The sequence below is a fragment of the Conexibacter woesei Iso977N genome, assembly GCF_000424625.1.
Lineage (GTDB): Bacteria > Actinomycetota > Thermoleophilia > Solirubrobacterales > Solirubrobacteraceae > Baekduia > Baekduia woesei_A.
In genome coordinates this window covers 486,727-498,865 of record NZ_AUKG01000001.1, presented here as the reverse complement: position 1 = coordinate 498,865, position 12,139 = coordinate 486,727, and the positions used below count along the sequence as shown (strand labels likewise).

Here is a 12,139-nt window from a genome sequence, read left to right as displayed (position 1 = left end):
TCAGCACACGCATTAGCGGCCGACCAAAGGGGAGATCATGAAGGCCGCTACCGCTATCGGAATTGGACTCGCCGCCGGCTGCATCATCATCGCGGGGATCTTGGAGGGCGTCGCTCCCCCGGCGCTCATCAACCCCAATGCGTTGATCCTGGTGCTCGGCGGCACGGCGGGCGCGGTCTTCGGCGGCGTCGGCATGAAGCGGTTCATGGCGATCCCCAAGTTGTACATGAAGGCCATCCTTGGCGAGCAGCCCGATCTGGGCGAACGCGTCAAGACGCTTGTGGGCTTCGCCGAGCGGGCCCGCAAGGACGGCCTGCTCGCGCTGGAGGAGGAGATCGAGGCCATCGACGAGCCGTTCATGCGCAAGGGCATGGGGCTCATCGTGGACGGCACCGATCCGGACCTCCTGCGCGAGATCCTCGACGCCGACATCGACGCGATGGCCGCGCGCCACAAGCTGGGCTTCTCGGTCTTCGAGAAGGCCGGCGGCATCGCGCCGACGATCGGCGTGCTCGGCACCGTCGTCTCGCTCGTGCACGTGCTCTCCAACCTGAGCGCACCCGAGACCCTCGGGCCGGCGATCTCCGGCGCGTTCATCGCGACGCTGTACGGCGTCGGCTCGGCGAACGTCGTCTACCTGCCGGTCTGCTACTCGCTGCAGATGATGAGCCAGAAGGAGGTCGACGAGCGCACGCTGGTGCTCGAGGGCATCCTGGCCATCCAGGCGGGCGACAACCCGCGCATGGTGCAGCAGAAGCTGCTCAGCTACCTCTCCCCCGCCGAGCGCGACGCGGTCGAGGGCGGCGACGCCAAGGCCGACCTCAGGGCCGTCGACGGCGGCGCGGCGCAGGCGGCGTAAGGGCTCGGTCTATGAGCGGGCACGGCAAGAGGGGCAAACGTGGCGGCGACCACGGGGAGCATCCCGACGAGCGCTGGCTGGTGACGTACGCCGACCTGATGACGCTGCTCGTCGCGCTCTTCATGGTGCTGTTCTCGATCTCCTCGGTCAACAAGTCCAAGCTGGAGTCGCTCCAGCACTCGCTGCAGGACGCCTTCTCGGGCAAGATCCTGCCGGGCGGCCAGTCGATCAAGGAGGGCGGCGGCGTCGAGAACATCAAGACGCCTTCGCAGTCCCCGAAGGAGTCGAGCCTGCAGCCCTACGTCGGCTCGCCCAAGGACCAGGCGGTGGCCAAGAACAAGGCCGCCACGGCCGCGGCCGCCGCCAAGGCGGCGGGCAACGCCGAGGAGCAGGCCTTCAAGCAGCTCAAGCAGAGGCTCGACCACGTCGCCGCGGCCAGGGGCATCAGCGGCAAGGTCAAGGTCTCGGTCACCGACCAGGGCCTGCTGATCCGCCTGCTGACCGACAAGCTGCTGTTCTCGTCCGGGTCGGCGACGCCGACGCCCCAGTCGCTGCCGCTGCTCAAGGACGTGGCCGACCTGCTCCACACCACGGCGCAGAGCCACCAGCTGATCGTGTCGGGCAACACCGACGACCAGCCGATCCACTCCGGCCAGTTCGAGGACAACCTGTCGCTGTCCTCGGCGCGCGCCGAGTCGATCTTCCGCACCTTCACGCACGACGGCATCTCGCCGGTGAGGATGACCGCCGCCGGTCGCGGCGAGTACGCCCCGATCGCGTCCAACGCGACCGACAGCGGACGCTCGCTGAACCGGCGCGTCGAGATCCTCGTGCCCCGCATCACCTCGGTGACGGCCGCCAACGCCAGCTCCAGCTCGGCGACGTCCGACACCTCGTCTTCCAAGATCCCGTCCATCAAGCCGAACTTCGCCCCGAGCTCGTCCCCATGAAGAACATCAAGATCCTGATCCCCGTGCTGCTGCTCGTCGCCGGCGGCGTCTACAAGTTCGTCCTGGCCCCCAAGCCGGTCGTGCCCAAGCCCAGGGTCGCGGGCGAGGTGTACATCATGCCCAAGGACTTCCTGATCAACCTGTCGGGTGGCAAGTTCGCCAAGCTCGACGCCGCGCTGGTCCTCAAGGAGGGCTACCTCGCCGAGGCCGTCAAGGCCGCGATGAAGGCGTCCGGCGAGAAGGAGGCGGGGACCCCGCCGACCGGCTACGGCACGCTCCCGCAGGAGGCCGTCGCCCGCGCGATCATCACCGACACGATCACCGACGAGCCCTCGTCGCACCTCGTGCACGAGAAGCAGCGGGCCAGGCTGCAGAAGCTGATCCTGCGGCGGCTGCAGAAGGAGACCGACATCAAGGTCGAGGACGTCATGCTGACGGACCTCGCGGTGCAGTAAGGAGATCTGGACGATGACCGACGTCGAGTTCACGCCGCTCCCCGACGCGGGCGCCGAAGGCGCCATCGCCGGCGACGCGGACCTCACGCGCCTGACCGAGGTGACCGTCGAGCTGACGGTCGAGGTCGGCCGCACCCGCATGTCGCTGGGCGAGACGATGTCGCTCGGCCAGGGCTCGGTGGTCACGCTCGACCGCCTCGCCGACAAGCCCGTCGACCTGCTGGTCAACGGCCGCCCGATCGCCCGCGGCGAGGTCGTCGTCATCGACGAGCAGTTCGGGCTGCGCATCACCGAGGTCAACGGCGCCGTCAAGGCCGCGCCGCAGGCCGTGGAGGACTTCCAGCCGGAAGCCCTCGGGGCGGGCGACTTCCCGCCCGCCGAGCTCCCAGCGGGCTGATCGGGCATGAGGACCACCGTTCGGCTGCGAACCAGTCGAACGGTCGTCCAGACACCGCCCTCAAGTCCGCTACGCACAGGCCGATCTAAGGACTGGCTGGTCGTCCCTCCCGACCTACCGAGTCCCTCCAGTGAAGCCACTTCGTCTCCTCACGGCCGCGTGCGCGGCCGCATACCTCTGCGTCCTCCTGGCGCCTGCTGCGGTCTTCGCGGCCGGCACCGGCAAGGACCTCGGCGAGAACACGCCGCTCAGCCTCCCGTCCGACTCCTCGGCGCAGGCCGCGCATGTCGGCGGCTCAGGCGGCAGCCTGGCTCGCACCTTCATCGGCCTGGCCGTCGTGGTCGCCGTCATCTACGGCCTGACCTGGGTCCTGCGTCAGATGAAGAGGTCGTCGTCCAGCGACGGCGTCACCGCGTCGGGCACGGGCCTGACCACGGAAGCGTCGCTGCCGCTCGGCCCCAACCGCTCGGTGCACCTGATCCGCGCCGGCCGCGAGCTCGTGCTCGTCGGCGCCGCCGAGCACGGCATCACGCCGATCCGCACCTACACCGAGGACGAGGCCCTGGGCCTCGGCCTGATCGAGCAGCCGCAGCTGACCGTCGGCGACCTGATCGAGGGCGAGGCCCGCGAGGTCCCGACCACGGCGGGCGGCAAGGCCAAGTTCCTGCTCGTCGGCGCCATCGACACCCTGCGCGCGCGGACGGCCCGCTAGATGCTCTCCGCGATCACCGCCGCCACGCAGGCCGCGTCGCCGCTGAGCACCGACGGCAACAACGCCGTCTCGATGCTGATCCTCGTCGGCGCGGTCACGCTCGTCCCGGCCCTGCTCTTCTGCGTCACCGGCTTCACGCGCATCCTGGTCGTCCTGGGCTTCATCCGGACCGGCCTCGGCACGCCGACGGCGCCGCCGAACCAGGTCCTGGTCGGCATCGCGCTGTTCCTCACGGCGTTCGTGATGATGCCGACGTTCAAGCAGATCAAGACGACCGCGATCGATCCGCTGAGCAGGCACCAGATCACGCAGACCGAGGCGCTGGACCGCGGGCAGAAGCCGCTGCGCGAGTTCATGTTCAAGCAGACGCGGACCAAGGACCTCGCGCTGTTCGTGAACCTCTCGCACGAGAAGCGCCCCAAGACGCGCGCCGACGTCCCGACCTACGTCCTGATCCCCGCGTTCATCATCTCGGAGCTCAAGACCGCGTTCCAGATCGGCTTCCTGATCTTCCTGCCGTTCCTGGTGATCGACCTGGTGGTGAGCTCCACCCTCATGTCCATGGGCATGATGATGCTGCCACCGGCGTTCATCAGCCTGCCCTTCAAGATCCTGCTCTTCGTCCTCGTCGACGGCTGGGACTTGATCCTCCGCTCGCTCGTCCAGAGCTTCCACTGAGGCTGATCGATCATGACCACGGATACCGTCGTCCAGCTGGCCACGCAGGCCATGAGCCTGGCGCTGAAGCTCTCGATCCCGCTGCTCGGCGTCGGCCTCGTCGTCGGCGTGCTGATCTCGATCGTCCAGGCCGTCACCTCCATCCAGGAGCAGACGCTGTCGTTCATCCCGAAGGTCCTGGCGATGGCGGCGGTGCTCGTCATCGGCGGCCCGTGGATGCTCAACCAGCTGATGTCCTACACGGCCGAGCTGTGGACGTCGATCCCGAACATGGTCGGGTAGGTGGGCCCGCAGCTCAACAACTCGGCGCAGGTCCTGCTCGACCAGTTCGGCGAGCAGCACGTGCTTGCGTTCTTCCTGGTGTTGAGCCGGATCTCGCCGCTGTTCCTGCTGGCCCCGCTGTTCTCCTCCAAGATGGTCCCGGCGCGCGTGCGCAGCGTCGTCGCGGTCGGCCTGGCCATCGGCCTGTCGCCGGTCGTCGGCGCCGACACGTCGCTGCCGACCGACGTCGCCTCGATCTTCACGCTGATCGCCAAGGAGCTGCTGGTCGGCGGCGCGTTCGCCTACGCGCTGGCCGCGACCTTCGCGGCGCTGGCCGTCGCGGGCTCGTTCCTGGACACGACGATCGGCTTCTCCTACGGGTCGCTCGTCGACCCGGTCAACGGCAACCAGTCGGCGATCCTCAGCACCGCCTACTCGATGATCGGCCTGATGGTCTTCATCGCGATCGGCGGCGACGCGTGGGTCATCAAGGGCCTCGCGCGCACCTACGACGTCGTCGGGCTCGCGCAGTACCCGTCGATGAGCCACATCGTGGCGGGCGCGTCGCACGCGTTCACCCAGGTCTTCACGAGCGCGTTCGAGGTCGCCGGCCCGGTGCTGATCGCGCTGATCCTCACCGATGCCGCCTTCGGCATGGTCACCCGCGTCGTCCCGACGCTGAACGCCTTCCAGGTCGCGGTCCCCGCCAAGGTGATCCTCGGGCTGCTGCTGGTCGGGGCCTCGATGCCGTTCGTCGCCAACTGGCTCGGCACCGAGCTACAGACCGACGTCGGCACCGCCCTCCAGAGCATCAGGCTCGGCTAGGGGGTGAGCAGCGATGGCCGATCCCGACAAGACAGAAGCAGCAACACCCAAGCGCCGTGAGGAGGCGCGCAGGACCGGCCAGGTCGCGAAGTCCACCGACCTCTCCGGCGCCGTGACGCTGCTCGCCGCCCTCTTCACGATCGGCATCACCGGCCACTCGATGGTCGACCGCCTCGCCTCCGGCCTCTCGACCTCGCTGCTGGCCGGCGGCCACCACGACCCGGTCACCAGGGGCACGATCGGCGCCCTGCTGATCACCAACGGCAAGAACGTCCTGCTGTGCCTGGCGCCGGTCGTCGGCGTCTGCGCGGTGACCGCGATCGTCGTCAACCTCCTGCAGGTCGGCGTCCGGCCCAAGACCAAGGCGCTGAAGCCCAACTTCAGGCGGCTGAGCCCGAAGAGCGGGATCAAGCGGATCGTCGGCAGGGAAGGCCTCGTCGAGCTGATCAAGAACCTCGCGAAGGTCACGGTCATCACCGTCGCGGTGCTGACCGCGCTGCTGCCGCACCTGACCGAGTACGCCGCGATGGTCGGCGTCTCGCCGCTGCAGCTCGGCAGCTCGATCGCCTCGCTGGTCAGGGGGATCGCGATCCGCGCGACCTTGGCCTACCTGCTGATCGGCGTCATCGACTACATCTACCAGCGCCGCCATCACGAGACCGGGCTCAAGATGAGCAAGCAGGAGGTCAAGGACGAGAGCAAGGGCCAGGACCTCCCCGCCGAGGTCAAGGGCGCGATCCGCCGCCGCCAGCGCGACCAGGCCCGCGCCCGCATGATGGCCGACGTCCCGACCGCGGACGTCATCGTCACCAACCCCACCCACTTCTCCGTCGCGCTCAAGTACGACGGCAGGTCCGCGGCCCCCACGGTCATCGCAAAGGGCCAGGACCTGATGGCGCTCAAGATCCGCGAGATCGCCGCCGATGCGGAAGTGCCGATCGTTCCGGACCCCCCGCTGGCGCGCTCGCTGCATGACACGGTCGAAGTCGGCCAGATGATCCCCGAGGACCTGTTCCACGCCGTGGCCCAGATCCTCGCCTACGTCTACCGCGTGGCCGGCCGTCGCCGTCTCGCCTAGAGGAACCCGTAGAGCATGACCAACATGATGCAGAAGATGGGCAAGTACACCGACTTGATCGCCGCCGGCGTGGTCGTGCTTGTCGTCGTGATGTTGATCGTCCCGCTGCCGCCGATGCTGCTGGACCTGATGATCACGCTGAACATCAGCTGCGGGCTGGCGATCGTCATCACGACGCTCTACGTGGAGAAGGCGATCGACTTCTCGGTCTTCCCGTCGCTGCTGCTGATCACGACGATGTTCCGGTTGGCCATCAACATCTCGGTCACCCGCCTGATCCTGCTGCACGGCGACGCGGGCGGCGTCGTCAAGGCGTTCGGCGAGTTCGTCATCGGCGGCAACATCGTCGTCGGCCTCGTGATCTTCCTGATCCTCGTGGTCATCCAGTTCATGGTCGTCACGGCCGGTGCCGGCCGCGTGGCCGAGGTCGGCGCGCGCTTCACGTTGGACGCCATGCCGGGCAAGCAGATGGCGATCGACGCCGACCTCAACGCCGGGCAGATCACCGAGGAGGAGGCGCGCAGGCGCCGCAAGGAGATCTCGCAGGAGGCGGACTTCTACGGCGCGATGGACGGTGCCTCGAAGTTCGTCAAGGGCGACGCGATGGCCGGCGTGGTCATCACGATGATCAACCTCATCGGCGGCATCGTCGTCGGTGTGCTGATGCAGCACCTCTCGTTCAGCGACGCCATCCACCACTTCTCGCTGCTGAGCGTCGGTGACGGCCTCTGCGCGCAGATCCCGGCGCTGCTGATCTCGGTCGCCACCGGCATCATCGTCACCCGCTCGGGCGACGAGCGCGACCTCGGCAACCAGGTCGTCGGCCAGATCTCCAAGCAGAAGCGCGCCCCGATGGTCGCGGGCGTCGTCATCTGCTTCTTCGCGCTGATCCCGGGCCTGCCGAAGATCCCGTTCCTGATCATCGGCGGCCTGTTCATCTACGCCGGCCGGCGCCTGCAGAGGACGGCGGCCGCCGAGGAGCTCCTGGCCGCGACCACCGCCGCCGACGCCGCCGCGCTGCCCGCGCCGGCCGCCTCGCCGCGCGACCAGGTCCAGGACGCGCTCAACCTCGACCCGCTCGAGCTGTGCATCGGCTTCGGCCTGGTCCCGCTGGTCGACGGCTCCGCCGGCGGCTCGCTGCTGCAGCGCGTGTCCGCCGTGCGCCGCCAGATCGCGGCCGAGGTCGGCACGATCATCCCGTCGGTCCGGATCCACGACGAGGTCGGGCTCCAGAGCCACGAGTACTCGGTCAAGGTGCGCGGCACCGAGGTCGCGCGCGGCCAGATCATGGCCGGCCACCAGCTGGCGCTCGACCCGGGCGACGCGTTCGGCCACCTCGACGGCATCCCGACCCAGGACCCGGCCTACGGCATGGCCGCGGTCTGGATCACGGACGCCCAGCGCGCGGAGGCCGAGGCGCTCGGGTACACCGTGGTCGACGCGGAGTCGGTCGTCGTCACCCACCTGACCGAGACGATCCGCCGGCACACCGCGGACCTGCTCACCCGTCAGGACGTGCGCACGCTGCTGGACAGCCTCAAGGAGCACAACTCGGCCGTCGTCGAGGAGGTCGTCCCCGACCTGCTGTCGGTCGGCGAGCTGCAGCGCGTCCTGCAAGCGCTCTTGCGCGAGGGCGTCTCGATCCGCGACCTCGGCGCGGTCGTCGAGGCCGCGGGCGACCGTGCGCGCGTCACGCGCGACCCGGAGCTGCTGGCCGAGTACGCCCGCCAGGCGCTGGGCCGCACGATCGTCTCCCCGTACCTCGACGCGGAGCGCACGCTGCGCGCGATCACGCTCGACCCGGGCCTGGAGCAGGAGGTGTCGGACGCGATCGCCCAGACGCCCGACGGCGAGTACCTCGCGATGGATCCCAACCGCGCGCAGGCTTTGGTGCACCAGTTGTCGAACCATGTCGAGCAGGCCGTCACGCGCGGCCGGCGGCCGGTGCTGATCTGCTCCTCTCGCGTGCGTCGCCACTTGCGGCGGCTGTGCGAGCAGGCGCTGCCCCAGCTCTCGGTCTGCGCCTACAACGAGATCGCGCCGGGCATCGGCGTTGAGACCATCGGAGTCGTGACCGCCTGATGGCACCAGAGCACCAGGACAACACCTACACCTATCGCGGACGCTCGCTGGAGGAGCTGGTCCCGCGCATCCGGCAGGAGCTGGGCGACGACGCGGTCATCGTGTCGCGGCGCGAGACGACCAGCGGCGGCGTCGGCGGGTTCTTCGCCAAGCGCGAGATCGAGGTCGAGGTGCGTCCGGGTGCTGCGTTCGTCCCGCCGCAGATGCCCGAGGAGCCGGGCGTCGCCGCGGCGTTCGCCCAGCAGCTCGCCGACGCGCAGGAGCGCGCGCGACCGGCCACGTCGCCCGAGATCGACGCGCTGCCCGGCAGCGCCGACGTGACCGTCGACGACCTCTTCCCGACGCCGCCGCCCGCGGCGTCCCAGAACCTCGCGGCGCTGTTCAACGCCGGGCTGGCGCCCGCCGCCGAGCCCGAGCCGGAGCCCGTCGCTGCTGAGCCGGAGCCCGCGCCCGCGCCCGTCGCGCCGGAGCCCGAGCTGGAGCGCGAGCCCGAAGTGCTCGACGACGACGAGTGGGAGGAGATCTACGGCGACGAGGAGGATGACGACGAGGTCGTCGCTCCGGAGGAGCCCGTCGCCGAGGAGCAGCCCACCGGGATGTTCGACTACCTGGGCGTGGCGCCCGAGGCGATCGCCGAGGAGCCCGCCGCCGCGTGGGATCCGCCGGTCGTCCCCGAGCCGGAGCCCGAGCCCGTCGTTCCCGAGCCCGAGCCCGAGCCGATCGCCCTCGCCGAGCCGGTCGCGGCCGTCATCTCACCGGCGCCCGCGCCGGTCCACGGCCTGCCGCCCGCGGCGATCGTCGCCGCCGAGCGGCTCGTCGCCCGCGGCCTGCGCCAGGGCCTGGCCGAGGCGATCGCCGACGAGGCGATCGCGGGCCTCGCGCCGCTGCTGCCCGCCAGCGACCCCAAGGACCTCGTCACCGACGCGCTCGCGCGCCGGATCCCGATGCATCCGCTGCGCCGCGGCCCCGGCGTCGTCGGCTTCGTCGGGCCCGGCGGCGCCGGCAAGACCCGCTGCGTCGCGCGCCTCGCGGCCGCGCACGCGCGCCATGGCGTCCTGGCCGTCACCGTCGTCGCCCTGCGCTCGCCCGACGGCGGCGCGGAGCTGCGCCGCCTGCTGGCGCCGTACGGCGTCGCCCTGCACGCGATCGAGTCCGGCGCGGAGGGCGCCGGCCTGCTGGCGGAGCTGCGCTCCACCGGCCTCGTGATCGTCGACACGCCGGGCGTCAGCCCGCGCTCCACCGGCGAGCTGCGCGCGCTCGGGACCGAGCTGGACTCGCTCGCGCCCGACGAGCTGCACCTCGCGGTCCCGGCGACGATCGGCCCCGCCGCCGCGCAGGAGCTCGTCTCCGGCGTGCGCGAGCTGGGCGTCGGCGCGCTGGTCCTGACGCACACCGACGAGACGGAGATGCTCGGGACCGTCATCGGCCTGGCGATCGACTCCGGCCTCCCGCTCTCCTACCTGGCCCGCGGCCAGGCGGTCGAGGCGGGGCTCAAGCCGGCCAACGCGACCGAGCTCGCGCGGGACCTCGTGCCATGAGCCGGTTGATGCCCTCCGTCGGCGACGAGCTGCTGCTGTCGGTCCCGCAGACCGAGCAGGTGCTCGTGCGCGTCACCACGGAGGGCCCCGGGTTCTACGACCTCGCGCTGATCGAGCAGCCCAACACGCCGCAGCCGATCCTCGAGCGCTCCGCGCTGACGATCGAGTTCATCAACGACGACGGCGTCGCCCGCATGCACGGCCGCCTCGACGTGCCCCAGCACCGCCGCGGCAACGGGCGCGGCTACGGCAGCGACTACGCGAGCAAGGAGACCGTGCGCTTCGCCCACCGCGGCAGCCCGCAGCTCCTGCGCCGCCGCGAGTACGTGCGTGCGACGGTGGACCTGGCCCTCACGTTGACGCCGATCGGCGCCGATGCGGATGGTGTGACCACGCACGCCCACGCGATCGACCTGTCCGGCGGCGGCATGCTCGTGAAGGGCATGCACTGCCCGCACCCGGGCGAGCTGCTGCAGTTCTCGCTCGATCTGGGCGACGGCAGCGTGCCGGTCACCGGCTTCGGCCGCGTCGTCCGCCTGGAGACCGGCGACCGCGTCGGCCTGCAGTTCACCGAGATCGCCGAGCCGGAGTGCATCCGCATGCAGCACCTCGCCTTCGAGATGTCCCGCGAGCAGCGCCGGAGGATCGCCTGATGGCCGCCGACGTCCCCACCGAGGTCATGACTCCGGCCGACGCCGCCGCCGCGCTGCCCACGGGCGACGGCATCCGCCTGTCGGCCCACCCGAAGGCGCGCCGCCACATCGGCATCGCCAAGGGCTGGGGCGGGCTGATCGCCTTCGCGCTCGTCCTCAAGATCTCCCGCGGCAGCGCCGCGCTGCCGTGGCCGGACGCGATCGAGCGCGCCTGCGTCGCCGGCGTCGTCGGCTACGTCGTCGCCTGGGCGATCGCCCAGACCGTCTGGCGCCACCTCGCGCTGGCCGAGCTCGAGCAGCTCCGGACCAAGCTCATCGCGATGGCCGAAGCGCAGGCCGCCGAGCGCGAGCGCCAGATCGCCGAAGCAGAGGCCGCCGCGGCGGCCGCCCAGCAGGCCGCCGGGCAGCCGGCGGTCCCCACGCCGATACCTCAGGGCTAGGAAGCGAGGCTGAGCCGTGCCGTTGGACCCCATCAACCCGGTCGGTCCACGGCGCGCCGCCGTGCCCGAGTCCATCTCCGGTGTGCGGCGCGTCGAGAGCTCGACCGACAAGCAGCGAGAGCAGCCTGACGGGCGCCGCAAGCGGCGCCCGCCGGTCGTTCCGGACCTCCCGCCGCCGCCCGACGACGGGCTGCCGCACATCGACGTCCGCGTCTAGACCGACAGGCGTCCATCGGACACTGGACACCCCTCAAGCGGGGGTTATGGGCCGCCGATCACCGGTCTAGCGCCGCACATATCCCGGTGGCTTGCACCGTAGGAAGGAGCGACATGGAGTCGCTCCGGGACCCCAACACAAACGTCATCAAGGAGATCGACGAATGTCCCTTCGCATCACGCACAACGTCGAGGCGATGAACAGCTACAACTCGCTGTCCAAGACCTCGGCTTCCATTTCCAAGTCGATGCAGCGCCTCAGCTCGGGCTACCGCATCAACTCGGCGTCGGACGACGCGGCCGGCCTCGGCATCTCCGAGTCCATGCGGTCGCAGATCCGTGGTCTGGGGCAGGCCCAGAAGAACATCCAGGACGGCCAGTCGATGGTGCAGACCGCCGAGGGCAACCTCGACGAGGTGCACAGCATGCTGCAGCGCGTCCGTGAGCTCGCCGTCCAGTACAAGAACGGCTCGCTCGACAACAACGCCCGCACGTCGATCCAGAACGAGGTGAACCAGCTGGCGTCCGAGATCACCCGCATCGGTTCCTCGGCGTCCTTCAACGGCATCAACCTGCTCGACGGCAGCACCTCGACGGTCTCGTTCCAGGTGGGCGCCAACGACGGCCAGCAGATCTCGGTCGACCTGGTCAACCTGTCGACGACCGTCGGCTCGTCGTACGCGTCGCTGTCCACCAGCGGCACCACCGACATCTCCGAGATCGACACGGCGATCACCGCCGTCTCGACCGCTCGCGCGACGTTCGGTGCCGTGCAGAACCGCCTGGACCACTCGCTGTCGGTCGCGGCCTCCTACCAGGAGAACCTGACCTCGGCGGAGTCGCGGATCCGCGACGTGGACATGGCGGACGAGATGGTCTCGCTCACGAAGAACCAGATCCTGTCCCAGGCAGGCACCGCGATGCTCAGCCAGGCCAACCAGGCCCCGCAGAGCGTCTTGCGCCTCCTCGGCTAGGACTGAAGCACCTTTCGTCGG

General features: G+C 70.1%; 15 protein-coding genes. All 15 read left to right on the top strand.

Going from position 1 to position 12,139, the window contains the following annotated elements; translation table 11 throughout:
- The first annotated feature begins 37 nt into the window (after positions 1 to 37).
- The 15 genes from H030_RS0102395 to H030_RS0102325 all read left to right on the top strand — a co-directional run bounded on the left by H030_RS0102395 (position 38) and on the right by H030_RS0102325 (position 12,118).
- Entirely contained in the window at positions 38 to 859 is an 822-nt protein-coding gene (locus H030_RS0102395; protein WP_027004942.1) for a motility protein A, read from the top strand.
- An 11-nt stretch (positions 860 to 870) separates the two neighbouring features.
- Entirely contained in the window at positions 871 to 1,809 is a 939-nt protein-coding gene (locus tag H030_RS0102390; protein WP_027004941.1) for a flagellar motor protein MotB, read from the top strand.
- The gene (locus H030_RS0102385) at positions 1,806 to 2,264 is read left to right on the top strand and encodes a flagellar basal body-associated FliL family protein (RefSeq protein WP_027004940.1); all 459 of its coding nucleotides are present in this window, start codon (positions 1,806 to 1,808) and stop codon (positions 2,262 to 2,264) included. The genes H030_RS0102390 and H030_RS0102385 overlap by 4 nt, the downstream gene beginning before the upstream one ends.
- A 13-nt stretch (positions 2,265 to 2,277) precedes the next feature.
- On the top strand, positions 2,278 to 2,661 hold the full coding sequence (fliN, locus tag H030_RS38110; protein WP_081690446.1) for a flagellar motor switch protein FliN: 384 nt from the start codon (positions 2,278 to 2,280) through the stop codon (positions 2,659 to 2,661).
- A 130-nt stretch (positions 2,662 to 2,791) separates the two neighbouring features.
- Complete coding sequence (locus H030_RS0102375; protein ID WP_027004939.1) at positions 2,792 to 3,373, top strand: FliO/MopB family protein; 582 nt, start codon at positions 2,792 to 2,794, stop codon at positions 3,371 to 3,373.
- Positions 3,374 to 4,051 (top strand): flagellar type III secretion system pore protein FliP, encoded by a 678-nt coding sequence (gene fliP / locus H030_RS0102370; RefSeq protein ID WP_051221505.1) that lies wholly within the window; start codon positions 3,374 to 3,376, stop codon positions 4,049 to 4,051.
- 12 nt (positions 4,052 to 4,063) lie between these two features.
- Positions 4,064 to 4,333, top strand: coding sequence for a flagellar biosynthesis protein FliQ (gene fliQ / locus H030_RS0102365; RefSeq protein ID WP_027004937.1), 270 nt, complete (start codon positions 4,064 to 4,066; stop codon positions 4,331 to 4,333).
- Complete coding sequence (locus tag H030_RS0102360) at positions 4,334 to 5,137, top strand: flagellar biosynthetic protein FliR (RefSeq protein WP_027004936.1); 804 nt, start codon at positions 4,334 to 4,336, stop codon at positions 5,135 to 5,137.
- Between the two features lie 13 nt (positions 5,138 to 5,150).
- Complete coding sequence (flhB, locus tag H030_RS0102355; RefSeq protein ID WP_027004935.1) at positions 5,151 to 6,215, top strand: flagellar biosynthesis protein FlhB; 1,065 nt, start codon at positions 5,151 to 5,153, stop codon at positions 6,213 to 6,215.
- 24 nt (positions 6,216 to 6,239) lie between these two features.
- Positions 6,240 to 8,297, top strand: coding sequence for a flagellar biosynthesis protein FlhA (flhA, locus tag H030_RS0102350; protein ID WP_231398341.1), 2,058 nt, complete (start codon positions 6,240 to 6,242; stop codon positions 8,295 to 8,297).
- Complete coding sequence (locus H030_RS0102345; RefSeq protein ID WP_027004933.1) at positions 8,297 to 9,835, top strand: hypothetical protein; 1,539 nt, start codon at positions 8,297 to 8,299, stop codon at positions 9,833 to 9,835. The genes flhA and H030_RS0102345 overlap by 1 nt, the downstream gene beginning before the upstream one ends.
- A gap of 8 nt (positions 9,836 to 9,843) precedes the next feature.
- Positions 9,844 to 10,488 (top strand): flagellar brake protein, encoded by a 645-nt coding sequence (locus H030_RS0102340; protein WP_027004932.1) that lies wholly within the window; start codon positions 9,844 to 9,846, stop codon positions 10,486 to 10,488.
- Positions 10,488 to 10,928, top strand: coding sequence for a hypothetical protein (locus H030_RS0102335; RefSeq protein ID WP_027004931.1), 441 nt, complete (start codon positions 10,488 to 10,490; stop codon positions 10,926 to 10,928). The genes H030_RS0102340 and H030_RS0102335 overlap by 1 nt, the downstream gene beginning before the upstream one ends.
- A 16-nt stretch (positions 10,929 to 10,944) precedes the next feature.
- A complete protein-coding gene (locus tag H030_RS0102330; protein WP_027004930.1) occupies positions 10,945 to 11,145 on the top strand; it encodes a hypothetical protein in 201 nt (66 codons plus the stop codon).
- 163 nt (positions 11,146 to 11,308) lie between these two features.
- The gene (locus tag H030_RS0102325) at positions 11,309 to 12,118 is read left to right on the top strand and encodes a flagellin (RefSeq protein ID WP_027004929.1); all 810 of its coding nucleotides are present in this window, start codon (positions 11,309 to 11,311) and stop codon (positions 12,116 to 12,118) included.
- The last annotated feature ends 21 nt before the right edge of the window (positions 12,119 to 12,139 follow it).

Excerpts from the sequence above, each read along its gene's own strand:
- fliP (WP_051221505.1), top strand. The coding sequence starts at position 3,374 with ATGCTCTCCGCGATCACCGCCGCCACGCAGGCCGCGTCGCCGCTGAGC.
- fliN (WP_081690446.1), top strand. The coding sequence starts at position 2,278 with ATGACCGACGTCGAGTTCACGCCGCTCCCCGACGCGGGCGCCGAAGGC.
- H030_RS0102325 (WP_027004929.1), top strand. The coding sequence starts at position 11,309 with ATGTCCCTTCGCATCACGCACAACGTCGAGGCGATGAACAGCTACAAC.
- H030_RS0102335 (WP_027004931.1), top strand. The coding sequence starts at position 10,488 with ATGGCCGCCGACGTCCCCACCGAGGTCATGACTCCGGCCGACGCCGCC.
- fliQ (WP_027004937.1), top strand. The coding sequence starts at position 4,064 with ATGACCACGGATACCGTCGTCCAGCTGGCCACGCAGGCCATGAGCCTG.
- H030_RS0102340 (WP_027004932.1), top strand. The coding sequence starts at position 9,844 with ATGCCCTCCGTCGGCGACGAGCTGCTGCTGTCGGTCCCGCAGACCGAG.
- H030_RS0102390 (WP_027004941.1), top strand. The coding sequence starts at position 871 with ATGAGCGGGCACGGCAAGAGGGGCAAACGTGGCGGCGACCACGGGGAG.
- flhA (WP_231398341.1), top strand. The coding sequence starts at position 6,240 with ATGATGCAGAAGATGGGCAAGTACACCGACTTGATCGCCGCCGGCGTG.
- H030_RS0102345 (WP_027004933.1), top strand. The coding sequence starts at position 8,297 with ATGGCACCAGAGCACCAGGACAACACCTACACCTATCGCGGACGCTCG.
- flhB (WP_027004935.1), top strand. The coding sequence starts at position 5,151 with ATGGCCGATCCCGACAAGACAGAAGCAGCAACACCCAAGCGCCGTGAG.
- H030_RS0102395 (WP_027004942.1), top strand. The coding sequence starts at position 38 with ATGAAGGCCGCTACCGCTATCGGAATTGGACTCGCCGCCGGCTGCATC.
- H030_RS0102385 (WP_027004940.1), top strand. The coding sequence starts at position 1,806 with ATGAAGAACATCAAGATCCTGATCCCCGTGCTGCTGCTCGTCGCCGGC.